Origin of the sequence: Teichococcus vastitatis (assembly GCF_003604215.1) — a bacterium.
GTDB lineage: Bacteria > Pseudomonadota > Alphaproteobacteria > Acetobacterales > Acetobacteraceae > Pseudoroseomonas > Pseudoroseomonas vastitatis.
Genome location: NZ_QXGS01000003.1, coordinates 1 through 23,850, shown reverse-complemented (window position 1 = coordinate 23,850; position 23,850 = coordinate 1). Strand labels below are relative to the sequence as shown.

General features: G+C 70.0%; 24 protein-coding genes. 12 read left to right on the top strand and 12 right to left on the bottom strand.

Features of this window, described 5'->3' with window-relative positions; translation table 11 throughout:
- Positions 1–69: 69 nt before the first annotated feature.
- Positions 70–1,824 (top strand): gamma-glutamyltransferase, encoded by a 1,755-nt coding sequence (gene ggt, locus D2K64_RS06170; protein ID WP_306418937.1) that lies wholly within the window; start codon positions 70–72, stop codon positions 1,822–1,824.
- A gap of 93 nt (positions 1,825–1,917) precedes the next feature.
- Complete coding sequence (fbaA, locus tag D2K64_RS06165) at positions 1,918–3,015, top strand: class II fructose-bisphosphate aldolase (protein ID WP_120007364.1); 1,098 nt, start codon at positions 1,918–1,920, stop codon at positions 3,013–3,015.
- A gap of 120 nt (positions 3,016–3,135) precedes the next feature.
- Here the strand turns inward: fbaA and D2K64_RS06160 are convergent, their stop codons facing one another.
- Positions 3,136–4,827 (bottom strand): thiamine pyrophosphate-dependent enzyme, encoded by a 1,692-nt coding sequence (locus tag D2K64_RS06160; protein ID WP_120007363.1) that lies wholly within the window; start codon positions 4,825–4,827, stop codon positions 3,136–3,138.
- 293 nt (positions 4,828–5,120) lie between these two features.
- Here D2K64_RS06160 and D2K64_RS06155 point away from each other — a divergent pair, with 293 nt between their 5' ends.
- Positions 5,121–5,375: an Lrp/AsnC ligand binding domain-containing protein gene (locus D2K64_RS06155; RefSeq protein WP_120007362.1), complete on the top strand. Its 255-nt coding sequence runs from the start codon at positions 5,121–5,123 to the stop codon at positions 5,373–5,375.
- Between the two features lie 102 nt (positions 5,376–5,477).
- Positions 5,478–5,759, top strand: a complete 282-nt coding sequence (locus D2K64_RS06150; RefSeq protein WP_120007361.1) for a hypothetical protein — start codon at positions 5,478–5,480, stop codon at positions 5,757–5,759.
- A 60-nt stretch (positions 5,760–5,819) separates the two neighbouring features.
- On the opposite strand, the gene D2K64_RS06145 is transcribed toward D2K64_RS06150, so the two are convergent.
- Entirely contained in the window at positions 5,820–6,278 is a 459-nt protein-coding gene (locus D2K64_RS06145; protein ID WP_120007360.1) for a DUF3597 domain-containing protein, read from the bottom strand.
- Between the two features lie 195 nt (positions 6,279–6,473).
- Between D2K64_RS06145 and D2K64_RS06140 the strand changes: the two genes are divergently transcribed.
- A complete protein-coding gene (locus D2K64_RS06140) occupies positions 6,474–7,685 on the top strand; it encodes an NADP-dependent isocitrate dehydrogenase (RefSeq protein WP_120007359.1) in 1,212 nt (403 codons plus the stop codon).
- A 333-nt stretch (positions 7,686–8,018) separates the two neighbouring features.
- Here the strand turns inward: D2K64_RS06140 and D2K64_RS06135 are convergent, their stop codons facing one another.
- On the bottom strand, positions 8,019–9,161 hold the full coding sequence (locus tag D2K64_RS06135; protein WP_120007358.1) for an MFS transporter: 1,143 nt from the start codon (positions 9,159–9,161) through the stop codon (positions 8,019–8,021).
- Between the two features lie 102 nt (positions 9,162–9,263).
- On the opposite strand from D2K64_RS06135, the gene D2K64_RS06130 reads away from it, so the two are divergent.
- The 3 genes from D2K64_RS06130 to D2K64_RS06120 all read left to right on the top strand — a co-directional run bounded on the left by D2K64_RS06130 (position 9,264) and on the right by D2K64_RS06120 (position 11,578).
- On the top strand, positions 9,264–9,974 hold the full coding sequence (locus tag D2K64_RS06130; protein WP_120007357.1) for a DUF599 domain-containing protein: 711 nt from the start codon (positions 9,264–9,266) through the stop codon (positions 9,972–9,974).
- Positions 9,975–10,025: 51 nt separating this feature from the next.
- Entirely contained in the window at positions 10,026–11,051 is a 1,026-nt protein-coding gene (locus tag D2K64_RS06125) for an ABC transporter substrate-binding protein (protein ID WP_238384047.1), read from the top strand.
- 77 nt (positions 11,052–11,128) lie between these two features.
- The gene (locus tag D2K64_RS06120) at positions 11,129–11,578 is read left to right on the top strand and encodes a hypothetical protein (RefSeq protein WP_157985740.1); all 450 of its coding nucleotides are present in this window, start codon (positions 11,129–11,131) and stop codon (positions 11,576–11,578) included.
- A 23-nt stretch (positions 11,579–11,601) separates the two neighbouring features.
- On the opposite strand, the gene D2K64_RS06115 is transcribed toward D2K64_RS06120, so the two are convergent.
- A complete protein-coding gene (locus D2K64_RS06115) occupies positions 11,602–11,979 on the bottom strand; it encodes a nuclear transport factor 2 family protein (RefSeq protein WP_120007355.1) in 378 nt (125 codons plus the stop codon).
- A gap of 124 nt (positions 11,980–12,103) precedes the next feature.
- Between D2K64_RS06115 and D2K64_RS06110 the strand changes: the two genes are divergently transcribed.
- From D2K64_RS06110 to D2K64_RS06100, 3 genes are all read left to right on the top strand, one after another.
- Positions 12,104–12,793 (top strand): GntR family transcriptional regulator, encoded by a 690-nt coding sequence (locus tag D2K64_RS06110; protein WP_120007354.1) that lies wholly within the window; start codon positions 12,104–12,106, stop codon positions 12,791–12,793.
- Between the two features lie 15 nt (positions 12,794–12,808).
- Positions 12,809–13,732: a dihydrodipicolinate synthase family protein gene (locus D2K64_RS06105; protein ID WP_120007353.1), complete on the top strand. Its 924-nt coding sequence runs from the start codon at positions 12,809–12,811 to the stop codon at positions 13,730–13,732.
- 69 nt (positions 13,733–13,801) lie between these two features.
- Positions 13,802–14,770 carry a tripartite tricarboxylate transporter substrate binding protein gene (locus D2K64_RS06100; RefSeq protein ID WP_120007352.1) on the top strand — a complete coding sequence of 323 codons (969 nt, stop codon included), beginning with the start codon at positions 13,802–13,804 and terminating at the stop codon, positions 14,768–14,770.
- On the opposite strand, the gene D2K64_RS06095 is transcribed toward D2K64_RS06100, so the two are convergent.
- Positions 14,742–15,617, bottom strand: a complete 876-nt coding sequence (locus tag D2K64_RS06095) for a LysR family transcriptional regulator (RefSeq protein ID WP_120007351.1) — start codon at positions 15,615–15,617, stop codon at positions 14,742–14,744. The genes D2K64_RS06100 and D2K64_RS06095 overlap by 29 nt on opposite strands.
- Before the next feature lie 179 nt (positions 15,618–15,796).
- Here D2K64_RS06095 and ampC point away from each other — a divergent pair, with 179 nt between their 5' ends.
- Positions 15,797–16,972, top strand: coding sequence for a class C beta-lactamase (gene ampC / locus D2K64_RS06090; protein ID WP_202910524.1), 1,176 nt, complete (start codon positions 15,797–15,799; stop codon positions 16,970–16,972).
- Positions 16,973–17,000: 28 nt separating this feature from the next.
- Here the strand turns inward: ampC and D2K64_RS06085 are convergent, their stop codons facing one another.
- The 7 genes from D2K64_RS06085 to D2K64_RS06055 all read right to left on the bottom strand — a co-directional run.
- The gene (locus D2K64_RS06085) at positions 17,001–18,479 is read right to left on the bottom strand and encodes an ATP-binding protein (RefSeq protein WP_120007350.1); all 1,479 of its coding nucleotides are present in this window, start codon (positions 18,477–18,479) and stop codon (positions 17,001–17,003) included.
- A 78-nt stretch (positions 18,480–18,557) separates the two neighbouring features.
- Positions 18,558–19,799 (bottom strand): ABC transporter substrate-binding protein, encoded by a 1,242-nt coding sequence (locus D2K64_RS06080; protein ID WP_120007349.1) that lies wholly within the window; start codon positions 19,797–19,799, stop codon positions 18,558–18,560.
- A 136-nt stretch (positions 19,800–19,935) separates the two neighbouring features.
- On the bottom strand, positions 19,936–20,346 hold the full coding sequence (locus D2K64_RS25390) for a DMT family transporter (protein WP_238384046.1): 411 nt from the start codon (positions 20,344–20,346) through the stop codon (positions 19,936–19,938).
- Between the two features lie 372 nt (positions 20,347–20,718).
- Positions 20,719–21,882: a phosphoserine transaminase gene (locus D2K64_RS06070; protein WP_120007348.1), complete on the bottom strand. Its 1,164-nt coding sequence runs from the start codon at positions 21,880–21,882 to the stop codon at positions 20,719–20,721.
- A gap of 68 nt (positions 21,883–21,950) precedes the next feature.
- On the bottom strand, positions 21,951–22,772 hold the full coding sequence (locus D2K64_RS06065) for a PhzF family phenazine biosynthesis protein (protein ID WP_120007347.1): 822 nt from the start codon (positions 22,770–22,772) through the stop codon (positions 21,951–21,953).
- An 80-nt stretch (positions 22,773–22,852) separates the two neighbouring features.
- Positions 22,853–23,668 (bottom strand): bifunctional hydroxymethylpyrimidine kinase/phosphomethylpyrimidine kinase, encoded by an 816-nt coding sequence (thiD, locus tag D2K64_RS06060; RefSeq protein WP_120007346.1) that lies wholly within the window; start codon positions 23,666–23,668, stop codon positions 22,853–22,855.
- On the bottom strand, positions 23,668–23,850 hold a 183-nt coding region (locus tag D2K64_RS06055; protein ID WP_157985739.1), incomplete at its 5' end, for a hypothetical protein. The genes thiD and D2K64_RS06055, both read right to left, overlap by 1 nt.

The following is a 23,850-nucleotide window of genomic DNA, read 5'->3' as shown; positions in this document are numbered from 1 at the left end:
TCCGCGCGGTGGGGCATCGACAGCCAGGGCGGAGCCACTAACCTGCGGCCGCCACCGGGAGCGATGCGCATGACCCTTTCGATCCGAACGGCCCTTTTCGCCGCACCGCTGCTGGTCGCCGCACTGCTGCCCGGCGCGGCCGCCCGGGCGCAGGACACCACGCCTCAGCCCGCCGCGCATGAGGCGCCGCGTCCGCCGGCCCGCGCCAGCCGCCAGATGGTGGCCGCCGCCCACCCGCTGGCCGCCGAGGCCGGCCTCGCCATGCTGCGCGCCGGCGGCACCGCGGTGGATGCGGCGGTGGCGGTGCAGGCAGTGCTGACCCTGGTGGAGCCGCAATCCTCCGGCATCGGCGGCGGCGCGTTGATGCTGCACTGGAACGGCCTGGAGCGGCGCCTGACCGCCTGGGACGGGCGCGAGACAGCGCCGGCGACGGCCGGCAGCGGGCTGTTCCTGCGGCCCGACGGCACGCCCCTCACCTTCTACGAAGCGGTGCTGTCGGGGCGCAGCGTCGGCGCGCCTGGCGTGCTGCCGATGCTGGAGGCGGCGCATCACGAGCAGGGCCGCCTGCCCTGGACCGAACTGTTCCAGCCCGCCATCCGGCTGGCCGAACAGGGCTTCCCGATCTCCGCCCGGCTGGCCGGGCTGATCGCCGAGGATGCCGAGCGGCTGAAGCGCAACCCGTCCGCCGCCGCTTATTTCTTCGCCGCAGACGGCACCCCCTGGCCGGAGGGCCACCTCCTGCGCAATCCCGCCCTGGCCGAGACGCTGCGAATGGTGGCCGGGCGCGGCGCTGCCGCGATGCAGGTCGGCCCCGTAGCGCAGGACATCGTCGCCGCCGTGGCCGGGCATGGCGACGCGGGCAACGGCCTGACGGTGGACGACCTGGCGGCCTATGCACCGAAGAAGCGGGAGCCGCTCTGCACCCCTTACCGCCGCTTCCGGCTGTGCGGCTTCCCGCCGCCCTCCTCCGGCGGCGTCGCCGTGGCGCAGATCCTGGGGGTGCTGGAGCATGCCGATATGGCGGGCCTCGACCCGCGCGGCGCCGAGGCGGCGCATCTGCTGGTGGAGGCCAGCCGCCTCGCCTTTGCCGACCGCAACCTCTACATCGCCGACAGCGACTTCCAGCCTGTGCCGGTGCGGGGGCTGACCGAGGATGTTTATCTGACGCTGCGCGCCCAGCTGCTCGACCGCGACCGGGCCAACCCCGCCCCCGCCGCCGGCCAGCCGCGCTGGCGCCATGCCGACCTCTCCCCGCAGCCGGACCAGCCGGAACACGGCACCAGCCAGGTGTCGATCGTGGATGCCGCCGGCAACGCCCTGTCCATGACCACCACGGTGGAGGATGCGTTCGGCGCCCGGCTGATGGTGCGGGGCTTCTTTCTCAACAACGAGCTGACCGATTTCTCCTTCCGGCCCGAGATCAACGGCCGCCCGGTCGCGAACCGGGTCGAGGGCGGCAAGCGGCCCCGCTCCTCCATGGCGCCGACGCTGGTGTTCAACGCGGAAGGGCGGCTGCTGGCCACGCTCGGCTCACCCGGCGGGGCCCGCATCATCGGCTATGTGGCGCAAACGCTGCTCGGCCTGCTGGACTGGAAGCTTGACCCGCAGGCGGCGGTGTCGCTGCCGCGCGCCGGCTCGCTCGGCGGCGCGGCGGAGCTGGAACTGGGCACCATGGCGGCAACGCTGGCGCCGGCGCTGCAGGCCCGCGGCCACCGCACGGAAGTTCGTGCCATGGTGTCCGGGCTGCAGGCCATCATCGTGACGCCGCAAGGCCTGCTCGGCGGTGCCGATCCGCGCCGCGAGGGCGTCGCGATCGGCGACTGACCGGTTGGCTCCGATGTTATCGCGGAGGGGAGGCGCGCGGCGGCGCGGAACAGGGTATGCTGCCACCCATCGTTTTCTAGCCGGAGCATCCGCATGGACCAGGCCGCCCCCCTCAGCAGCAAGACCCGACTGAAGCCGGGCGTCGTGACCGGCGCCGACTACCTCGCCCTGCTGGATGCCTGCCGCGAAGGCGGCTACGCCCTGCCGGCGGTTAACGTCGTCGGCACCAACAGCATCAACGCGGTGCTGGAGGCGGCGGCCAAGAACAAGTCCGACGTCATCATCCAGCTCTCCAATGGCGGTGCCCGCTTCTTCGCCGGCGAGGGCTGCCCCGATGCCGCCGCCGCCCGCGTGCTCGGCGCCGTTTCGGCCGCGCAGCACGTCCACACGGTGGCTGCCGCCTACGGCATCTGCGTGGTGCTGCACACCGATCACGCCGACCGCTCGCTGATCCCCTGGGTCAACGGCATGATCGACCACGGCGAGGAGTTCATGAAGCGGACCGGCAAGCCGCTGTTCTCCTCGCACATGCTGGACCTTTCGGCCGAGCCGCTCGACACCAACATCGCCGAATGCAAGACCGTGCTGGAGCGCATGGCCAAGCTCGGCATGAGCCTGGAGATCGAGCTGGGCGTCACCGGCGGCGAGGAAGACGGCATCGGCCATGACCTCGAGGAATCGGCCGACAACGCGCATCTCTACACCCAGCCCGAGGACGTGCTGAAGGCCTGGGAAGTGCTGTCCCCGATCGGCCACGTCACCATGGCGGCCTCCTTCGGCAACGTCCATGGCGTCTATGCGCCCGGCAACGTCAAGCTGCGGCCGGAGATCCTGAAGGCATCGCAGGAAGCCGTCTCGGCGAAGTTCGGCGGCGGCGAGAAGCCGATGGCGCTGGTGTTCCACGGCGGCTCCGGCTCGGAGAAGGCCAAGATCACCGAGGCCGTGTCCTATGGTGTGTTCAAGATGAACATCGACACCGACACGCAATTCGCCTTCGCCGAGCCGGTGGGCGCCTATGTGCAGTCGAACCCGGTGGCCTTCACGCACCAGATCGATCCGTCCAGCGGCAAGCCGACCAAGAAGCTCTACGACCCGCGCAAGTGGCTGCGGGCCGCGGAGAAGGGAATCGTCAAGCGCCTGGACGAGGCCTTCGCCGACCTGGGCTCCACCGGCAAGACCCTCGCAGGCTGACGGAAAACCCGGGGGACGATGGTCCCCCGGGTCACCGCGTTCCTGGTTGGTGCCCCGCGCGGCATCCGGCCCGCCGTCGCGGGAATGGCGGGGGGGGGTGGCTCCCCCGCGCCGCCTAGATCAGTGCTTGCTGCCGCCCTGCTGGCGCAGCTGCTCGATGGTGGCGCGGTGCGTCACCTGCTCCGGGTTCATCCGTACCTCGATCACCGCCGGCTTGCCGCTGGCGAGGGCGCGCTGGAAGGCAGGCACCAGCTCGCCATCCTTTTCCACCGTCTCGCCATAGCCGCCAAAGCTTTCGATGAACTTGGCGAAGTCCGGGTTGGTCAGCTGCGTGCCGGAAACGCGGCCGGGATAAACGCGCTCCTGGTACATGCGGATGGTGCCGTACATGCCGTTGTTGAACACCAGGATGATCGCCGGCGCTTCCGCCTGGAAGGCAGTCGCGATCTCCTGGCCGGTCATCAGGAAGCCACCATCACCGACGAGCCCGATGCAGACGCGGTCGGGAAAGCTGATCTTGGCGCCGATCGCCGCCGGCACGGCGTAGCCCATGGCGCCATTGGTCGGGCCCAGGAATTCCTGCTGCTCGGTCAGGTGCATGAAGCGGTTCGGCCAGGTGGCGAAATTGCCGGCGTCGCAGGTGAAGATGGTATCCGCCGGCAACACCTTTTCCAGCGCTTGCAGTTCGCGGGCCAGGTTCAGTGGGCCGGCGTAGTCCGGCGCCTCGGCCTGCTTGACCCGCGCGGCATGGATGTCCCTGGTCCAGGCCGACCAGCGCGGCGCGCCCACCGGCGCGGGCAGCTTCGCGAGTTCCTCGGCGAAGACGTTGATCTCGGCGGTGATGCCGAGGGCGGGGCGGTAGACACGGCCGATCTCCGCCTGGTCCGGATATACGTGGATGATCTTCTGCCCAGCCTGCCCCGCCATGTCGAACAGGGTGTAGCCCTGGCTGACCGGCTCCCCGATGCGGGTGCCCAGCGCCAGGATCAGGTCCGCCTTCTTGGCGGCCGCCACCAGACCAGCATCCGCGCCGACGCCGAGATCGCCGGCATAGTTCGGCAGGGTGCAGTCATACAGGCTCTGCCGGCGGAAGCCGACCGCGACGGGCAGGTCGCGCGCCACGCAGAACGCCTGGACGATGCGGCGCGTCTCGGCGCTCCAGCGGGAGCCGCCGAGCACCACCAGCGGCCGCTCGGCGCTGTCCAGCAAGGCCAGCATCTTGTTCAGCGCGGCAGGGGATGGCGCGGCAGGCGCCACCTCGGCCGGCCCGATATCCGGCACCGCGACGCGGGTCTTCTGCATCTCCTCCGAGATCGCCACCACCACGGGGCCGGGGCGGCCGGAGGTCGCGACATCAAAGGCATGCGCCATCAGCTCGGGGATACGCGCCGCGTCATCGATCTGCGTCACCCATTTGGCGACCGAGCCGAACATGCGGCGGTAATCGACCTCCTGGAAGGATTCGCGGTCGGTCTCGGCGAAGGGGATCTGCCCGACGATCAGCACCAGCGGCGTGCTGTCCTGCATCGCCACATGAACACCGATCGCGGCATGGCAGGCGCCGGGGCCGCGCGTCACCAGCGCCACGCCGGGGCGGCCGGTCAGCTTGCCATGGGCCTCGGCCATGTTCACGGCGCCGGCCTCGAAGCGGCAGGTGGTCAGGCTGATCTTGTCGCTGTTGTTGTACAGCCCGTCGAGCAGGTCGAGGTAGGACTCGCCCGGTACGCAGAAGGCGTGCGTCACCCCCTGCGCCACCAGCGCATCGGCCAGGAGCTGGCCCCCGGTGCGTGTGGCGGTGCTCATCCCATCCATGGTTTCGTTCCTCTTCCCTTCGATCGGGTCGTCATACAACCGGGGCGGAGGCTAGCCGAGCCGCGCCGCCTGGGCTACCCGTCCGAGATCGGAAAGCTGTTCTTCCGGCAACACCACCGGGCGGTGCGCTCCGCGGTGCTTGATCGGAACCATGACGGGGCCCGGCATCCGGTGGGATTCCGGGTATCGGCGGCGGAAGCCAGGAGGGGCGCTCCAGAAATGTTTCGCGCCTGCCATGCCGGGCACCACGGCCCGTCCCACCCGCAACAACGACCCGCGAGGCACAGAAAGACATGCGAGCGATTTTTGTTCTGATCAAATGCGAGATGGGCCGGGCCTATGAGGTGGCGCGGGAGATGGCGGACAGCATCGAGGAGCTGTCGGAGATGCATTCGGTTTCCGGCCAATACGACCTGCTCGGCAAGTTCTACCTGGAGCCGGACCGCGACATCGGGTTGTTCGTGGTGCAGTGCGTGCAAAGCGTGCCAGGGGTGAAGGATACCTACACCATCCAGACCTTCAATGCCTTCTCCGGCCGCGCCGGATAACGCCGCGGCATTTCGTCACACTCTGCCCGGAAGTCGCCTTGATCCGGCCTCGCAATGGCCTTGTCGGCGAACCATCTTGTCCGCATCGGAGGTGCATCCCCCATGCGACGCTTCCTGGCTTCCATCACCCTTGCCGCCACCCTCACCCTGGCTGGCTGCCAGAATCCCGACGGCACGACGGATTGGGGCAGCACCCTGGCGCTCGGCGCTGGTGCTGGCCTGGCCGCCGGACTGATCGCAGGCTCCGTCGGCGACGACGACAACCGCGGCTATCGCCGCCATCGGCACCGCCGGTATGACGGCGGCTACCGCTATGGCCATGGCTATGGCCACGGCCGGCACTACCATAGCCGGCCCTACCGCCACCGCGGCTATGGCTGGTAATCAGGCTGACCGCGTGGGAGCGGCGCGGCCTCGCGGCCCCGCCTTTCCCGCTCGCGAAGCCTAGTCCTTCAGCTCGGCCGGCACGTTGCCGCCATTCTCGGCCAGCTTGTTCATGACCTGCTTGTGCAGCCAGATGTTCATGCTGGCCGAGTCATTCATGTCGCCGGAATAACCCAGCTCCTTGGCCAGGGCCTTGCGGTTGTCGAGGCTGCTGTCGAGCCCCAGCAGCTTCATCAGATCGACGATCGATTGCTTCCAGTTCAGCTGCTGCGGATTCTTCGACGCCATGTCGCTCAACACGGCCGCGACGTCGACCTGCTGCGTGGGCACTGGCGTCGCGGCCGCAGCGCCGCTGGCGGCCGGGGCGGTGCCGGGAACCGGCGGCGTCGCGGCACCCGGCTGCGCGTCGGCCGCCGTCGGCTTCGGGGTGTCATCGGATACGGGGGCGGTGCCGGAGGGGGCGGCGCCCGCTGTGCCATGGCCGAAGATCTTGGACAGGATGGACCCGAAAACGCTCATGCGGCGAAACTCCTTTTGCCAGGCCCGTGCTAGGGCTGAGGCTTTGTAACGCCCGCGCCCCGGGTAAGTTGTGGGGCCGCCGCCCTTGCCCAGCCCTCCCGCCGATGCGATTGTCCGGCCCAGCCGCCGCCGGCCTTCCGGATGCGATCCCGGCCCATGCCGGCGGCATTCTCTGGCGTTTAGACGAGGATCGGCATGGCCAAGATCAAAGTAAAGACCCCCGTCGTCGAGCTCGACGGCGACGAGATGACCCGCATCATCTGGGGGTTCATCAAGGACAAGCTGATCAACCCCTATCTCGACGTCGACCTGAAGTATTACGACCTCGGCATCGAGTATCGCGACCAGACCGATGACCAGGTCACCATCGACGCGGCGAACGCCATCAAGCAGTACGGCGTCGGCGTGAAATGCGCCACCATCACCCCGGACGAGGCGCGGGTGAAGGAGTTCGGCCTGAAGAAGATGTGGAAGTCCCCGAACGGGACGATCCGCAACATCCTCGACGGCACCATCTTCCGTGAGCCGATCATCTGCCAGAACGTGCCGCGCCTGGTGCCGCACTGGTCGAAGCCGATCGTGGTCGGCCGCCATGCTTATGGCGACATCTACCGCGCCGTCGAGATGAAGGTGCCCGGCCCCGGCACGGTGAAGATGTCCTACGTCGCCGAGAACGGTGAGACGCAGGAAATCGGCCAGTTCGACTTCAAGGGCGCCGGCGCTGCCATGATGCAGCACAACCTGAACAAGTCGATCGAGGGCTTCGCCCGCGCCTCCTTCAACTATGGCCTGGCGCGCAACTACTCGGTGTATTTCAGCCACAAGAACACGATCCTGAAGGCCTATGACGGCAACTTCAAGGACATCTTCCGCGCCATCTACGACGCCGAGTTCAAGGCCGAGTTCGAGAAGCGCAACCTCACCTACGAGGACCGGCTGATCGACGACATGGTGGCCTCCGCCCTGAAGTGGGAAGGTGGCTACATCTGGGCCTGCAAGAACTACGATGGCGACGTGCAGTCCGACATCGTGGCGCAGGGCTTTGGCTCGCTCGGCCTGATGACCTCCGTGCTGCTGTCCCCGGACGGCAACACGGTGGAATCCGAGGCCGCGCACGGCACGGTGACGCGGCACTTCCGCGAGCACCAGAAGGGCCGCGAAACCTCGACCAACCCGATCGCCTCGATCTTTGCCTGGACCCGCGGCCTGGCCTATCGCGGCAAGTTCGATGGCACGCCGGACGTGACCGATTTCGCCAACGCCCTGGAGCAGGTCTGCATCGAGACGGTGGAAAGCGGCTTCATGACCAAGGACCTGGCCGTGCTGATCGGCCGGGACCAGCCCTGGCTGAACACCCAGAACTTCCTGTCCAAGCTGGACGAGAACCTGAAGAAGAAGATGGGCTGAGCGCCTCACGCCCAGAACGCTTCAGGCGGGGCTCCACGGCGGGCCCCGCCTTTTTCATGCCGGATGGCGACGCGGCCTCGCCGCCGTTGGCGCCGTGGACAGCTGCCTCCGCCATGCCGCGGCACCCGAGGCCGCCGCCGATGCGCTGAGTATCGGCATGGCTTCGGCCGGAAACATCGGTCGATCGCAGTTAGCCTCTGGCCGTGGCGGTGCTTGCGGGACACTGCAGACCTCGCGCTGCCTCCCCGGGACCAGCGGCGGGTGGCAGGTGCCCGCGCGACCTTGCCGCCCGTCCAGCATCCACATCAACTGCCGGATGGAGACGGGCAGCATTCAGCCGCGTGCCAGCCCCGCCCGGGCCACCACCAGCAGCATCAGCGCGCCAACCCCCGCCAGGGCCAGTTCCAGCCCCACCGCCTCGGCCACGAACCCGATCGCTGCCGGGCCGGCCAGTAGTCCGGAATAGCCGAGGGTGGCGACGGCGGCGAGCGCCGTTCCCGGCGCCACGCCTGGCAGGCGCCCGGCGGCGCTGATCAGCAGCGGCACGATGTTGGCAAGGCCAAAGCCCACCAGCAGGAAGCCTGCCATGGCGGTCCAGCCCCATGGCAGCAGGGCGGCCGCGACGAAGCCCGCCGCGGCCAGCACCGCGCCGGCCCGCAGCATGGCGACCGCGCCGAAACGCTTGGTCATGCTGTCGCCGGTCAACCGCGCCGCGGCCATGGCCAGAGAAAAGGCGGCGTAGCCGGCCCCGGCCAGCGTCAGATCCACGCCGCGGGATTCGCTGAGCAGGATACCGCCCCAGTCCAGCACGCTGCCCTCCGCCAGGAAGGCCAGCAGCGCCAGCACGCCGATGCCGAGCACCGGGCCGCGCGGCAGGGCGAAGCCGTGCCCGGCCTCGCCAGGACGATCCGACGAGCTGTCCAGCAGGGCGCGGAACTGCGTCAGCAGAAGCAGCAGCGCCGCCGCCGACACCAGCAACACGGCACCCAGCGGCGGCAGCCCAGCCCGGAGCATGGCCGCCACCGCGGCCACGCCGAGCAGCCCTCCCAGGCTCCACACCCCGTGGATCGAGGACATCACGGGGCGGCTGCCCCTCGCCTCCACCGCCACGGCCTGGGCATTCATGGACACGTCCATCATGCCGCCGGTGGCACCGAACAGGAACACGGTGGCGCCGAGCAGCCAGACATTCGGCGCCAGCGCCAGGAACGGCAGCACCAGCGCGAAGCCGATGCCGGCCGCCGTGCAGGTGGCGCGGCTGCCGAACCGGATCACCAGGCCACCGGTCAGCGGCATGGCCAGGATGCCGCCCGCGCCGAGCGCCAGCAGCACCAGGCCGAGTGTCGCCTCCGACAGGAGAAGCTCCGCCCGCACCAGCGGCACCAGCGGCGCCCAGGCGGCAAAGGTGATGGCGTTGGCGAGAAACACCAGACGGATGGCACGCCGTGCGGCGTGTGGATCGCGGTTGGTCGTCATGCCCGCGGCTTGGCCTGCTCGGACGGCCGGCGCAACTGGGTTCGGCAGCGGGTAACGTGCCGACTCGCCGCGTTCCGCCCGGTCCCATGCTAAGGCCGGGTCATGGACCTGCCGCTCACCGCCCTCGACTGGATCGCCCTTGCCATCTTCAGCGGCTGCTGGATGGGCTACGCCACCATCGTCGACCGGGTGCCGTCGATCCGCAGCCGCAGCGTCATCGCCGCGATGGACGAATACCGCCGCCGCTGGATGCGAACCGTGCCGAGCCGGGACAACCGCATCCCCGACATCTCCATCATCGGCAATTTGATGACCTCCACCTCCTTTCTGGCCAACACCAGCATCTTCATCCTGGGTGGGCTGGTGGCGATGCTGGGGGCACCGGATCTGGGCGAGCGCATCTTCGGCGCCGTGCCCTTCGTGCAGGTGCCCTCCGACCCTGCGGGGTGGGAGTTGCGCATCTTCCTGCTGATCTTCATCTTCGTGCGCGCCTTCTTCGAGCTGACCTGGGCACTGCGGCAGTTCAATTACACCTCCATCTGCGTTGGCGGCCTGGGCGAGCTGCCGGAGGCGCTGCCGCAGGCGGATATCGCGGCCGAGGTCGCCAACCGCGCCGCCCGCCACTTCAACACCGGGCTGCGGGCCTATTATTTCGGTCTCGCGGCCCTGGCCTGGATCCTTCACCCGGTGGCGCTGATCGCCTCCTCCCTGTTGGTGCTGCGGGAACTGCACCGGCGCGAGTTCCACTCGGTGCTGCGCGATGCGCTGGTGGCGGGCACCCCGGAGCACGATCCCGCCGCGCCGCGTGCTTGACGCGACGGGCGGGCGGGGTCTTCAAACGGCGAAACACCGGAAATCATCGTCATGATGCCTCGCCGCACCCTTCTGGCTGCCCTGGGAGCCAGCCCGGCGCTGACCCTGCCCGGCCTGCACGGCGCCCGCGCCCAGGCGCCGTTCCGCGTCGCACTCGACTGGGCGCTCCAGGGCAACCATTCCCTGTTCACCCTGGCCGAGGAGCGGGGCCTGTTCCGGGACCAGGGGCTGGCGGTGAAGATCGACCGCGGCTTCGGCTCCGGCGACACGGTGGTGAAGGTGGCGTCCGGCGCCTATGAGATGGGCTATGCGGAGATCTCGGCGGCGGTGAAGTTCAACGCCGAGAACCCGACCCGCCGCGTGGTCTGCATCTACCCGGTGCTGGACCGCACCGCCGCCGCCGTGATCACCACCCGGCGCTCCGGCATTGCCAGCCTGAAGGACCTGCCGGGCCACAGCCTCGGCGCCCCGGAGGGCGAGGCATCGCGCGTGCTGTTTCCGCCCTTCGCCCGCGCCGCCGGAATCGACGCCTCGCGCATTCAGTGGAGCAACATGGCGGCGAATCTGCGCGACACCATGCTGGCGCAGGGCAAGGTGGATGCCGTCACCGGCTTCCTGTTCACCACCCACTTCAACCTGCTGGCGCTGAACATCGCGGAGTCCGACATCGTCTCCTGGACCTATGCCGAGAACGGGCTGGACCAGTATGGCAGCGGGCTACTGGTGCGCGCCGAGTGGCTGCGGCAGAATCAGCAACAGGCGGATGGCGCGGTGCGCGCGGTGATCGGCGGGCTGAAGGGTTTGTTGGCCGATCCGGCGGCCGCCATGGCCTCGGTGAAGAAGCGGGAACCGTTGTTCGACGTGGCGCTGGAACAGCGCCGCTGGGCGATGACGCGAGACCGCTGCATCCTGACGGACACGGTGCGCGAACATGGTACCGGGCACCTCGACCCCGCGCGCGCCGAGACCCTGCTGCGGGCCAATGCCGAGGCCTATGGGCTGAAGGAGGTGCCGACGGTGGACAGCCTGTTCACTGACCGCTGCCTTCCGCCCGCGGCCGATCGGCGCCTCGTTTGACGCCGATCCGGCCGATTCTGCTGCCGCTGCTCTTGCTGCTCCCTGGTGCAGCAAGAGCAGACGAAGCGGCGTTGCGCGTGGCACCGCCGCCGCCCTATGCGGCGGCGCCAGTGGAGCCGCGCGCGCCGCAGACGTCACGCTTCGCGGTCGGCCGGCCCGGCGCGGCGGCCCCGGACTGCCAAGTGGCCTTCGTGCCTGCGCCGCCGCGCGACCGGCAGATCGATCAGGCGACGCTGAACAACCTGGCAGGCAGCCCGGCCTGGCAGAAGCTGGAACGGACCCGCCTGGCCACCGTGTACGAGGTGCTGCGGGAGACCACGGTGGAACAGGACGGCGTCACCGGGCTGCGGCTCGTGGCGAAACTCCGTCCGCAAACCGGCGTGCCGGGCGACAGCCGCGCCGCCTTTACCATTCTGGAAACACCGCTGGGGCGCACCACCACGGTGTGCGCCGCACCAGCCGCGGAATTCATCCGCCGCGAGGCCGAGTTCGACGCGGTGGCGCGCGGCGTGTCACCGCCGCGCTGAACCGCGCATTCCGTCAGGCTTCCTCAGTCGCGCCGTTCGGAAGGGCCGATCACCAGCGGCGGCGTCTGCTGGTGCTGGATCACCCGCCATTCCTCCGGACCCAGGCGCCGGAAGGTGGTGGTGCAATGGGCCTCATAGGGCTCGTGGCCTTCGCGCTCGGCCCGCGCCTTGTAGGCGATGACGATCAGGCCTTCCTGCGGTCGCCGCACCTGCTGAGCGGAAAACTCCACCTTGGACCAGCGCGGCGTATCGGACACCGCCGCCACGGCCTGCTCGCCACCCAGCACGAAGGGCGGCTCGGGCAGCACCATCAGGCATTCATCATCGATCAGCTCGCGGTAGTGCTGGGGGTCGGCCGTCCAAAGGCTTTCCTCCAAAGGCCAGATCCGCTCGTCTTCCATGCCGCGCTTCCTTGTTCGGGACGTGGCTACAACGCGCAGCGCGGCCGATCGTTCACCCAGCCTGATCCAGGCCGTCTGCAATCTGCTATTGCAGTCCGGTCGCAAGGCCTGATAGCGTTGCCCCATGCTCGACAGCCCTGCCGGCCTCGTTCCGCTTGCCGCCGAGGACATCCTGTCCCTCGCCGAGCGCGCTTATCGCCGGCTCCGCGACGCCATCGTCGATGGCAGCCTGCCCGGGGGCGAGCGCATCTCGGAACGCTCGCTTGCCCAGACGCTGGGCATCTCCGCGCAGCCGGTGCGGGAAGCGCTGCGGCGCCTCGAAGCAGAGGGAATGGTGGTCACCCTGCCCCGGCGCGGCACGCTGGTGGCCGAGTTCGGCCCGCGCCGGCTGGCCGAGATGGGGCTGATCCGCATCGCGCTGGAAGGCACCGCCGCCTCGTTGGCGGCGCGGCAGGCGGGAGCGGAGGACATCGCAGCCCTGCTCGGCCTGCTGCGAGCCATGCGCCCCCTGCTGCAGGGCAACGACATCGCCGCGCTGGCGGAAGCCAATGAGCGATTTCACGGCCGCATCGAGGGGCTGACCGGCAACAGCTTCCTGCAGCGCTCACTGGAAGCGCTCCGGGCCTATGACCATTTCGGCCGGCTCCGCGCGCTGCGGTCCACGCCGCAGGAGCCGCGCCGCGCCTGGCGGGAACACGCCGCCATCCTGTCCGCCATCCGTCGCCGCGACCCCGAGCGGGCCGAGGCACGGATGCGCGCGCATGTTCGCCGCTCGCTCGAGGCCAGCGGCATCCTCGACGCCTTCAACACCTGAAAACGGAAACGCACCATGGCACAATCTGAGTTGCGGCCGGCGCTGAACGGCATCTCTGGTATCCTCGTCACCCCGTTCGACAGCGATGACAAGCTGGCGCCGGCGAAGCTGCAGCCGGTGGTGGACCGCGCGGTGAAGGCCGGCGTCCACGTGCTGGTGGCCAATGGCAACACCAGTGAGTTCTACGGCCTCACCACTGCCGAGGCGGAGCGCATGGTGCATGTGGCGGCCGAGCAGATCGGCGGCCGCGTGCCCCTGCTGGCCGGCATCGGCCGCTCGGTGCATGACGCGGTGGCGCTGACCAAGGCGTCCAAGGCCGCCGGCGCCACCGCGCTGATGGTGCACCAGCCGCCTGACCCGTTCGTCTCGCCGCGCGGCATCCTGGCCTATGTGCAGCGCGTCGCCGAGGCCGGCCAGGGCCTGCCGGTGGTGCTGTATCTGCGCAATGACAGCATCGGCAACGACAACATCCTGGCGCTGTGCCAGGTGCCGGGCGTGATCGGCGTGAAGTGGGCCGCCCCCTCCCCGCTGCGCCTCGGCGAGATGATCCGCGCCACCAAGGGCATGGACATCGCCTGGGTCGGCGGCCTGGCCGAGACCTGGGCGCCACCCTTCTACGCCGTCGGCGCGCGCGGCTACACCTCCGGCCTGATCAATGTCTGGCCGGAGCATTCGGTGGCGATCCATGCCGCACTGGATGCGGGCGATTACGCGAAGGCCGCCGGCCTGATCGAGACCATGTCCGCCTTCGAGGCGCTGCGCGCCGAGGAGCAGAACGGCACCAACGTGTCGGTGGTGAAGGCCGCGCTGCAGATGATGGGCGAGGATTGCGGCGCGACCCGTCCGCCTTCCGCCTGGCCGCTGGTGCCGCGCGCCGAGGCCGAGCTGCGCAAGCGCCTCGGCGAATGGGGCCTGCTGCGCACCGCGGCGGCCAAGTAATCCCCGGCCGGCGCGGGCGGCCAGCACCGGCCGCGCCGGCTTCGACGTCCAGGCAACAAGGAACAATCCATGATGATTACTCGTCGCGCGGCCCTGCTGGCCGCGCCGCTGGCCGCCTTCGCCCTCAGCACGGGCGCCCGGGCCCAAGTCTCCTTCCCGCCCTCCACCGTGCGCATCATCGTGCCCTACACGCCCGGCGGCGCCTCCGACATCGCGGCCCGGCTGCTGGCCGAGAAGCTGACGCCGGTCTGGAAGCAATCGGTGGTGGTGGAGAACCGCACCGGTGCCAACGGCATCGTCGGCAGCGACGCGGTGGCCAAGGCGCAGCCCGACGGCACCACGCTGGGCTTCGTGTCGGTGAACCACGCGGTGAACGCCGCGCTCTACACCACGCCCTTCGACACGCTGAAGGACTTCTCCGTTCTCTCCATCATCTATTCCGTGCCGCTGGTGGTGGTGACGGCGCCTGACTTTCCAGCCAAGTCGATCCCCGAGCTGATCGCGTTGGTAAAGTCGAAGCCGGGCGAGATCACCTTCGCCAGCACGGGCGGTGCCGTGCACCTCGCGGCCGAGATGTTCGCGCACCAGGTCGGCGCGCCGATGGTCAACGTGCCTTATCGTGGCTCCACCGCCGCGCATCCTGACCTGATCGGCCGCCGCGTCGACGTGATGTTCGACACCCTTCCGGCGGTGATCGGCCATGTGCAGGCCGGCAAGCTGAAGGCGCTCGGCACCACCGCGGCGCAGCGCATCGCGGTGCTGCCGGACCTGCCGACCGTGGCCGAGAGCGGCCTGCCCGGCTTCGAGGCCTCCACCTGGGGCGCCATCATCGGCCCGGCCGGGCTGCCCGGCCCGGTGGCCAGCAAGATCGCGACCGACGCCGTGGCGCAGCTGCAGGAGGCCAGCGTCAAGGAGCGCTTCGCCGCGCTCGGCGCCACGCCGGTCGGCAGCACGCCGGAGCAGGCCCAGGCCTTTGTCCGCGCCGAGCTGGACAAGTGGCAGAAGGTGGTCACGGCGGCAAAGATCGAGAAGCAGTAAGTAACCAGTCGCGGAACGCCGCCATAGCCGGCGTCTCCTCCCGCGACTTCAGCCGCGTCAGCCAGTAGGCGCCGAGCGTCACCTCGGCGCCGAACGGCCGCGCCAGCCGGCCATCGCGCAGGTCGCGCTCGAACATGCGCGCCGGCAGCAGGGCCACGCCGGCGCCTTGCACCGCAGCCTCCGCCATGGTCAGCGAGGAATCAAACACGAAGCCGCGGATGTTGGGTGCCGTCATGTCGATCCTGGCGAACCAGCGCGGCCATTCATCCAGGCGGTAGGAGCGCAGCAGCGATTCCCGCAGCAGGTCGGCGGGCTGGCGCAGCCGTGCGGCGATGCCGGGCGCGCAGAGCGGCGTCAACGGCGCCGCGAACAACGCCTCCGCTTCGGTGCCGTGCCAGGCGCCGTCCCCGAAGCGGATGGCGAGGTCCAGCCCTTCCCCGGCTAGATCGACGCGATTGTTGTTGGTCAGCAGCCGCAGGTCCACGAAAGGATGCGTGGCGTGGAACTCCGGCAGCCGCCGCAGCAGCCAGCCGGTGACGAAGGTGCCGACGGCGCCCACCGTCAGCACCTCCCGCAGGCGGCCGCCGCCGAAGCGCTCCAGGGTCGCGCCGATGCGGCGGAAACTGTCGCTCAGCACCGGCAGCAAGGCTTCAGCCTCCTCGGTCAGCGCCAGGCCGCGCGGCAGGCGGCGGAACAGGCGGACGCCCAAGATTTCCTCAAGGGCCTTGACCTGGTGGCTGATGGCCGCCTGCGTCACCCGCAGCTCCAGCCCGGCGCGGGTGAAGCTGAGATGCCGCGCCGAGGCCTCGAAGGCGCGCAGGGCGTTGAGCGGAAGGTGCTGATTCATCGGCGGTCACGCATGAATTTTCCTTGGGCAAAGCCTGAGGAATGCCCGTTTGTCCAGCGCGATCCCTGCGGCCACTCTGCCGCCGCCAGGGAAGGCCGGCGGACTAGCACAGGCGGCCTCGCCGGGACCGCCACGCAACCCGCAGTCTTCCAGGCGCCACGGCACGAAAGAGACCCTCCATGACCCCAGCCACACTGACGCGCCGGACCATGGCGCTCACCCTGCTTCCGTTCTGCCTGCTTCCCGACACGGTTCGCGCCGCCGGCACCCCCGATGCGGTCGCCTCTGCCCTCGACCGCATCTACCGGCCGCTGGCGGCGGCGCACGACGTGCCGGGCATGGCGGTGGCCGTGACGGCGGGCGGCAGGCACTGGTTCCGCAACTACGGCGTCGCGTCGAGGGAGGACGGCATCCCGGTCACCGAGCAAACGCTGTTCGAGATCGGTTCCATCAGCAAGATCTTCACCGGCACGCTGGCGGCCTATGCCGAGGCCGTCGGCGCTCTCTCGCTGGAGGATCGGCCGGGCCGGTACCTGCCGTCCTTGCGCGACAGCGCCATCGATCGCGCCAGCCTGCTGCACCTCGGCACCTATACCGCGGGCGGCCTGCCGCTGCAGTTTCCCGCCGGCGTCACCGGCGACGCCGGGATGATCGAATACTTCCGGCAATGGACGCCCGCTTCGGAGCCGGGCAAGCAGCGGCGTTATTCCAATCCCAGCATCGGGCTGCTTGGCCATGTGACGGCATCGGCGATGGGCGACGGCTACCGGGCGCTGGCGGAACGCGAGCTGTTTCCCCGGCTCGGCCTGCCCCACACCCATATCCGCATCCCGGAGGCGGAGATGGACCGGTATGCCTGGGGCTACGGCCGGGACAATGCGCCGATCAGGGTCAATCCGGGCGTGCTCGACGCGGAAGCCTATGGCGTGAAATCCAGTGCCGCCGATCTGATCCGTCTCCTGGACGGCAACCTCCGGCCCAGCAGCCTGCACAACCCGGTTCGGCGGGCCGTTGAGCGCACGCAGAGCGGCTATTTCAGCACCGGCGACATGGCGCAGGGTCTCGGTTGGGAGCGCTACGTCGCACCCGTCACACTGGAACGGATGCTGGCCGGCAATTCCTCCACCATGGCGCTGGAGGCGCAAGCCGTGACCCCGCTGCCGCCGGCGGCCGTGGCCGGACAGCCTTTCCTGTTCAACAAGACCGGCTCCACCAACGGCTTCGGCGGCTACCTCGCCTTCCGGCCGGACAAGGGCGTCGGGCTGGTGATGCTCGCGAACCGGAACATCCCCAATGCCGCGCGGGTCACGGCGGCGCATGCGGTGCTGGAGCAGTTCTCCGCCCACGCCCCGTGATTGCTGCCGCACCGGCCCCGGAAAAGCGTCAGGCGCTCGGATCGCCTGGCGCGGTTTCCCAGCCGAGGCCGACCAGTGCCACGATGCGGCGCCCCGCCGCATCCGGCCGCTGCACCACGGCGCCCTGTTCCTCCAGATAGGCCAGCAGCCGCCGCGCGCGGGAAGGCGAGCGGGTGCCATAGGCCTCGGCGATGGTGTTGTCCGAGGGGCATGGCAGCTTGTCCAGCGCGGCCCGCGCCAGCAACAGGAACACGCCCTGCGTGTCCTCCGGCAGGGTGCCGGCGCGGGCCTCCACCTGCTGCCAGCCCTCGCCCTCAGCGGCCTCGGCACTGATGCCAGCGCGCGCCACCGCCAGCATGCGACGGAAGGCGGGGATTTCCGGTGGCTTGCCGGGGGTGGCATGGATGCGCAGCCGCACCAGGAAATCCTGGTACAGCACGGAGACGCTGCGGAAGGCGGCCTCCGGCTCCGCCAGGATCTGCCGCAGGATCTCCTCCAGCCTTCGCTTGCGGGCGGCGCGCTCCTCGGGGGTCGCATCCGGCTCGGCGCGCGGGGCGGCCATGGCGGGCCGGGCCTGGGCCAGCTGCGCCAGGATGTCGGGCGGTGGGGGCAGCGGGCGACGCGGTGGCAGGCGCAGCACCGGGTCGGGCTCAGCGGTCGCGGCCAGCACCAGCTCCCGCGCGTCCTCCGGCGCCGTCAGCGGCAACGGGATCAAGCCCGGATTGGTGCCGCGCGATTCGGTTTCCACCGTGCCAATGCGGACCGCCAGCGGCCGGCGCGACAAGGCGGGGCCGAGCGCTACGAAGGCGCCGCGCGGCAGGTCGCGGAACATTTCGGCCTGCCGCCGCTCCATGCCCAGCAGGTCGGCGGCACGGGCCATGTCGATGTCGAGGAAGGTGCGGCCCATCAGGAAGTTGGATGCCTCGGCGGCGACGTTCTTGGCCAGCTTGGCCAAGCGCTGCGTGGCGATAATGCCGGCAAGCCCGCGCTTGCGGCCGCGCGACATCAGGTTGGCCATGGCACCGAGCGAGGCGCGGCGCGCTTCGTCCGACACTTCGCCGGCCGCGGCGGGAGCGAAGAGCTGCGCCTCGTCCACCACCACCAGCATGGGCGACCAATGGTCGCGCTCGGCATCGAACAGCCCGCCCAGGAAGGCGGCGGCGTGGCGCATCTGCCCATCCGCATCCAGCCCTTCGAGGTTCAGCACCACGGAAACGCGGTGCGCCCGCGCCCGGTCCGCCGCGCGCTGCAAGGCACCCTCATTGTGTTGCGCGGCGTCGATGACGAGGTGTCCGAAGCGCTCCGCCAGGGTGACGAAATCGCCTTCCGGATCGATCACCGCCTGCTGCACCCAGGGCGCGGATTGTTCCAGCAGACGGCGCAGCAGGTGCGACTTGCCCGAGCCGGAATTGCCCTGCACCAGCAGCCGCGTCGCCAGCAACTCCTCGAGGTCGAGGCTGGCGGGCTGCCCGGCGTTGGTCACGCCCATCTCGATGCCGATCGTCATTCACCGCTCCGCTGTCCGGGCGGTGCTATAGCGGATCGCGCCGGCGGTGCCAGCAAGCGCCGGCGCCGCCGGGCGGGATCAGAGCCGCACCAGAGGGCAGCGCCCCTCGCCGAGCGGGCGAAAGGCGTCCTCTGCCGGCACTGTGCCGGCCAGGCGGTAATAATCCCACGGGCCGCGGCTCTCGCCCGGCGCCTTGACCTCGAACAGGTAGGAGGGATGGATCTTGCGGCCATCGGCACGCAGCGTGCCGGGGCCGAAGCAATCATCGTCCGTCGGCATCGCCTTCATGCGCTGCACTACCTCGAGACCACTGGCCCGGGCGGCCGGCGCGCCCAGATCGGCCACCGCCTTCAGGTAGTGCAGCACGCCGGAATAGGTGCCGGCATGCTCCTGATTGGGCCAGTTGCCCGCCACCTTCGGACGGACGCGCCCGAGAAAGCCGCGGGTCCGGTCGTTCAGGTCCCAGTAGAAGGCTTCCGACAGCAGCAATCCCTGCGCCGTTTCCAGGCCGAGGGCGTGGATGTCGGTGACGAACATCGGCGTACCGGCGAGCTTCGCACGGCGCGCCAGGCCGAATTCGCGCGCCTGCTTGATGCAGTTCACCATGTCGGCGCCGGCCATCAGAAGGCCCACAACCTTGGCGCGGCTGGCCTGCGCCTGTACCACGTAGGAAGCGAAATCGGTCGTACCGGGAAACGGAAAGCGCACCGAGCCCGCGACCTTGCCGCCGGCTGCCTCGATGAAGCTCGTCAGGTCGCGCTCCATCTGGTGGCCGAAGGCGTAGTCGGCGACGATCAGAAACCAGCTATCGCCGCCGTTGCGCACCGTGGCGCGGCCTACCGTGTTGGCCAGCATCCAGGTGTCGGCGGTCCAGTGGACGGTGTTGGCCGAGCAGCGCTCCCCGGTCAGCACCGCCGACAATGCGCCGGTGTTGACCTGCACCTTGTTCTTCTCCGCGACCAGCCCGGCCACGGCGAGGGCGATGGCGGAGTTGTTCACCTCGCAGATCATGTCGACGCCGTCCTGGTCGATCCAGCGGCGGGCCAGGGCCAGCGCGGCGTCGGGCTTGTTCTGGTGGTCCCCCTGCAGCACCTCGACGGGAATGCCGCGCGTGGATAGCGCCAGATCCTCCACCGCCTGGCGGGCACAAGCCAGGGCGGTCGGCCCGGACGTGTCGCGATAGGGCCCGGAGAAATCGGCCAGCACGCCGATGCGGATCGGCGTGGCGGCGCCGGCCGGCACCTGGGCACGGGCTGCCATGCCGGGCAGCACCGACCCACCGGCGGCCGCCAGAAGATGACGACGGTTGAATTGGATCATGAGCCGGAACCTCCCCCTCCGGGGCGGCACAGGCCGGCCGCCTCCGCCGCGCAGACTTGTCCGCGGCATCGCTTGAGGCAAGCCTTCTTTTCCGCATGCGGAATGGCCTTCGCGGGGCGGAATGCCCTTGCCCCGATCAGTTCGGCCGCGCCACCGCCGGGCCGATCGTGCCGAGCGCGACGCCGCCCAGCACCAGCGCCATGGCCAGGGCGTGGTAGGCGTGCAGGCTTTCGCCCAGCAGGGTGGCGCCGAGGGCCAGCGCGTAGCCGGGCACCAGATACATCGACATGCTGGCGCGTGCCGCCCCCACCGTGCTCACCAAGCGGGCGAAGCTGCCAGAGGCCCCAATGCCGGCGAAGGCCAGGGCAACCCCGACCAGCGCCAGAGGCCGCAGCCGGGTGCCAAAGGCGATTCGCTCGACCAGGGTAACCGGCAAGGGCGACAGCGTCGCGATCAGCACGATGTTGCCGGCGCCGGTATCGGCGGCCGCGCCGTATTGCGGCACCAGGCTGACCACGCCATCCAGCAATGGCAGCAGAGCCTGCACAGGGGGCGATCCGCCGCGCAACGCGCCGCGCTGGCCGGACCACCGGCAGCAGCACCAGCGCCGCCATCAGCCAGCGCCCGGCCGCCAATCTCACCGACGGCACCGTGCCGCTGAACCACCTGGCCTCCACCATGTTGCTGGCGAACAACAACGGCGCCAGCCCGAACACCGTCGCCACCAGAATCTGTTGTCGAGGCAGGCTGGACCCTGAAGCGGCGCATACGGCCGGCATGGGAGATGGTGCCTTGGCCGATCATGCCAAAGCTGCGCCAGATAGGTCAGGGAGGCTAACCGAACGAATTCCGCCGGCCGGCCACGTTCAGAATAATCTTTTGCTCAAGCCGGATTGTCAAAACAGGCTTCCTCCCCCCTTCAGGATACCGTCACCTGATCCAGCGCCCAATCCACCCAAGGCAGCGCCGCACGCAGGTCACTGGTTTCCACGGTAGCGCCGCCCCAGAGTCGCAGCCCTGGCGGTGCATCGCGATAGGGTGCGGTGTCGAGAGCAACACCCTCCGCCTCCAGCCTGGCCGCCAGCGCCTTGGCAGCAGCCGCCTGCCCGCCCGCGTCCAGCGCGGTGAACCAGGGGGCCACGATGCGCAGGCAGATCGAGGTGCAGGACCGAGTGCGCGGGTCCTCGGCCAGAAAGGCGAAGCGGTCCTGGCCGGTGATCCAATCCGCCACGGCGGCGAGGTTCGCCTCGGAGCGGGCAATCAGCGACGGCAGCCCACCGAGCGACTCCGCCCAGCGCAGCCCGTCCAGCGCATCCTCCACGCACAGCATGGATGGCGTGTTGATGGTGTCGCCCCGGAAGATGCCCTCGATCAGGCGGCCGCCCTTGGTCAGCCGGAAAATCTTCGGCAGCGGCCGCTCCGGAGCATAGCTTTCCAGCCGCTCAACCGCGCGCGGCGACAAGGCCAGCATGCCATGCGCCGCCTCCCCGCCCAGCACCTTCTGCCAGGACCAGGTCACCACATCGAGCTTGTCCCAGGGCAGCGCCATGGCGAAGGCGGCGGAGGTGGCATCGCAGATGGCCAAGCCCCCGCGCCCGGTGCGGATCCAGTCGGCATCGGGCAGCCGCACGCCGGAGGTGGTGCCGTTCCACACGAACACCTGGTCCCGGTTCGGATCGGCCAGGGCCAGGTCGGGCAGCCGGCCATAGGGCGCATCAAGCAGGCGTACATCGGGCAGGCGAAGCTGCTTCAGGATATCGGTGGCCCATTCTCCGGAGAAGCTTTCCCAGGCCAGCACATCCACCCCGCGCGGCCCGAGCAGGGACCACAGCGCCATCTCCACCGCGCCCGTATCGGAGGCCGGAACAATGCCCAGGCGCCAATCCGCTGGCATGCCGAGGATGGCCCTGGACCGGTCGATCACCTCGGCCAGCCGCGCCTTGGGCTCCCGCGCCCGGTGGCTGCGGCCGAGCAGCGCCCCCTCCAATGCTGCCAGCGACCATCCCGGCCGCTTGGCGCAGGGACCCGACGAGAAGCACGGATTGGCGGGGCGCTGGGCAGGGCGGGGATGGGCGGGCGCCATGGCTGTGGGTCTCGTCTGATGCTGGCGGGCGGGTTAGCGTCCGGTGGGCGGCGCGATCAAGTCACGCATCATCCCCCGGGCAGCATCGCCTCGCCGCGGCTGTACAGGATGGCGTGGCCGCCGATGCGCACACGCTCGCCCGCCATGGCGCACCACAGCGTGCCGCCACGCGCGCTGGCCTGATGGCACACCAGCGCCTCCTGCCCTAGCTTCTGCGCCCAGAGCGGTACCAGTTGCAGATGCGCGGCGCCCGTCACCGGGTCCTCGGGGATGCCGACGGCGGCGGCAAAGTAGCGCGAGACCACGTCATGCAGGCCATCATCGCCCCGCGCGGTGGCAATCACCCGCGCCGGGCCGATCGCGCAATCGGAGCCGGCCAGGGCGGCGATCCGGCCATGGTCCGGCGCCAGGGCGCGCACCGTCTCGGCGCTGTCGAACACGCAGATCCAGTCGCGCGCCTTCCAGACCTCGCGCGGCACCGCGCCCAGCGCGGCGGCCAGGCCAGGCTGCGACCCGGACAGGCGACGCGGCGTGTTGGCCGGGAAGTCCAGCACGAAGCGATCCCCTTCCCGCTCCACCCCGAGCTGCCCGGAGGCGGTGCGGAAGCGGAACGGTCCTGCCTCGCCCAACTCGGTGGCGAGAACAAAGGCGGTGGCCAGCGTGGCGTGGCCGCAGATCGGCACTTCCGTCGTGGGCGTGAACCACCGCAGATGCCAGTGCCCAGCACCCACGGGCAGAAAGAAGGCGGTTTCGCTGACGTTGTGCTCGGCCGCCATGCTCTGCATCAGCGCGTCAGGCAGCCAGGATCGCAGCGGCACCACCACGGCCGGGTTGCCGGAGAACAGGTCGGAGGTGAAGGCATCGACGTGGAAGAACGGCACGGTCGGCATGGCGGCACCCTGTCTGCCAAGGGTTGCCCAGCTTGCCCGTGCCGCCACGCGGAGCGAAGGCTTAGCTTCGCCCGGACGCATCATGCCAGGGTTGCAATGCGCGCCGGGTCCACCGTGACGGCGTGGTTCAAGGGACCATGCCCGCGCCCCAGGCCGGGCGCGGTGCGCAGCGCCGCCAGCACATAGGCGCGGCCACGGATCACCGCGTCCCGCAGCGACATCCGCTGTGCCAGCCCAGCGGCGATCGCCGAGGCCAGGGTGCAGCCGGTGCCGTGGGTGTGGGCGCTCTCGACGCGGGGCGATTCGAAGCGCTCGCTGCCGTCGCGCGTGGCCAGCAGGTCGACCACCGTTTCACCGGGCAGGTGCCCGCCCTTCAGCAGCACGGCGGGCACCCCGAGCGCCAGGATCGCCGCCGCGGCCCCCGGCATGTCCTCCACGCTGCGGACCGGCCGGCCGGCCAGCAGCTCGGCTTCCGGCGCGTTGGGCGTGATCACCGCGGCCAGCGGCAGCAGGCGGCGCCTCAGCGTGTCCACGGCGCCGGCTTCCAGCAGGGCATGGCCGCCCTTGGCCATCATCACCGGGTCGGCCACCAGGGGCTGACCGGAGCCGAACGCCGCGAGCGCGTCGCACACCGCGGCGATGGTCGGCGTGTCGGCCAGCATCCCGGTCTTGATCGCATCGGCGCCGATATCCGCGAGATAGAGCTGGATCTGCTGGCGGATGAAATCGAGGGGCACCGGATGCACCCCGTGCACCCCGAGCGTATCCTGCGCCGTTAGCGCGGTGATCGCCGTGCCGGCATAGGCATCCAGCGCCATGCAGCTTTTCAGGTCGGCCTGGATGCCGGCGCCGCCGCCGGAATCCGATCCGGCGATGATCAGCACGCGTCCCTGCATCACTGGACCTCCACGGGATCGGCGGCCGGCGCCGGGACGGCGGGCGGACGCGGCAGCGGGCCGGCGGCCGCCCGTGCGCGGATCAGGGCGGAGAGGCCCATGACAGTGTCCTCCACCAGGGCCTCTTCCTCGGCTTCCGCCATGACGCGGATCACCGGCTCGGTGCCGCTGGCGCGGATCAG

Coding starts and splice junctions, on each gene's coding strand:
- ggt (WP_306418937.1), top strand. CDS start 70: ATGACCCTTTCGATCCGAACGGCCCTTTTCGCCGCACCGCTGCTGGTC.
- fbaA (WP_120007364.1), top strand. CDS start 1,918: ATGGACCAGGCCGCCCCCCTCAGCAGCAAGACCCGACTGAAGCCGGGC.
- D2K64_RS06160 (WP_120007363.1), bottom strand. CDS start 4,827: ATGGATGGGATGAGCACCGCCACACGCACCGGGGGCCAGCTCCTGGCC.
- D2K64_RS06155 (WP_120007362.1), top strand. CDS start 5,121: ATGCGAGCGATTTTTGTTCTGATCAAATGCGAGATGGGCCGGGCCTAT.
- D2K64_RS06150 (WP_120007361.1), top strand. CDS start 5,478: ATGCGACGCTTCCTGGCTTCCATCACCCTTGCCGCCACCCTCACCCTG.
- D2K64_RS06145 (WP_120007360.1), bottom strand. CDS start 6,278: ATGAGCGTTTTCGGGTCCATCCTGTCCAAGATCTTCGGCCATGGCACA.
- D2K64_RS06140 (WP_120007359.1), top strand. CDS start 6,474: ATGGCCAAGATCAAAGTAAAGACCCCCGTCGTCGAGCTCGACGGCGAC.
- D2K64_RS06135 (WP_120007358.1), bottom strand. CDS start 9,161: ATGACGACCAACCGCGATCCACACGCCGCACGGCGTGCCATCCGTCTG.
- D2K64_RS06130 (WP_120007357.1), top strand. CDS start 9,264: ATGGACCTGCCGCTCACCGCCCTCGACTGGATCGCCCTTGCCATCTTC.
- D2K64_RS06125 (WP_238384047.1), top strand. CDS start 10,026: ATGATGCCTCGCCGCACCCTTCTGGCTGCCCTGGGAGCCAGCCCGGCG.
- D2K64_RS06115 (WP_120007355.1), bottom strand. CDS start 11,979: ATGGAAGACGAGCGGATCTGGCCTTTGGAGGAAAGCCTTTGGACGGCC.
- D2K64_RS06110 (WP_120007354.1), top strand. CDS start 12,104: ATGCTCGACAGCCCTGCCGGCCTCGTTCCGCTTGCCGCCGAGGACATC.
- D2K64_RS06105 (WP_120007353.1), top strand. CDS start 12,809: ATGGCACAATCTGAGTTGCGGCCGGCGCTGAACGGCATCTCTGGTATC.
- D2K64_RS06100 (WP_120007352.1), top strand. CDS start 13,802: ATGATGATTACTCGTCGCGCGGCCCTGCTGGCCGCGCCGCTGGCCGCC.
- D2K64_RS06095 (WP_120007351.1), bottom strand. CDS start 15,617: ATGAATCAGCACCTTCCGCTCAACGCCCTGCGCGCCTTCGAGGCCTCG.
- ampC (WP_202910524.1), top strand. CDS start 15,797: ATGACCCCAGCCACACTGACGCGCCGGACCATGGCGCTCACCCTGCTT.
- D2K64_RS06085 (WP_120007350.1), bottom strand. CDS start 18,479: ATGACGATCGGCATCGAGATGGGCGTGACCAACGCCGGGCAGCCCGCC.
- D2K64_RS06080 (WP_120007349.1), bottom strand. CDS start 19,799: ATGATCCAATTCAACCGTCGTCATCTTCTGGCGGCCGCCGGTGGGTCG.
- D2K64_RS06070 (WP_120007348.1), bottom strand. CDS start 21,882: ATGGCGCCCGCCCATCCCCGCCCTGCCCAGCGCCCCGCCAATCCGTGC.
- D2K64_RS06065 (WP_120007347.1), bottom strand. CDS start 22,772: ATGCCGACCGTGCCGTTCTTCCACGTCGATGCCTTCACCTCCGACCTG.
- thiD (WP_120007346.1), bottom strand. CDS start 23,668: ATGCAGGGACGCGTGCTGATCATCGCCGGATCGGATTCCGGCGGCGGC.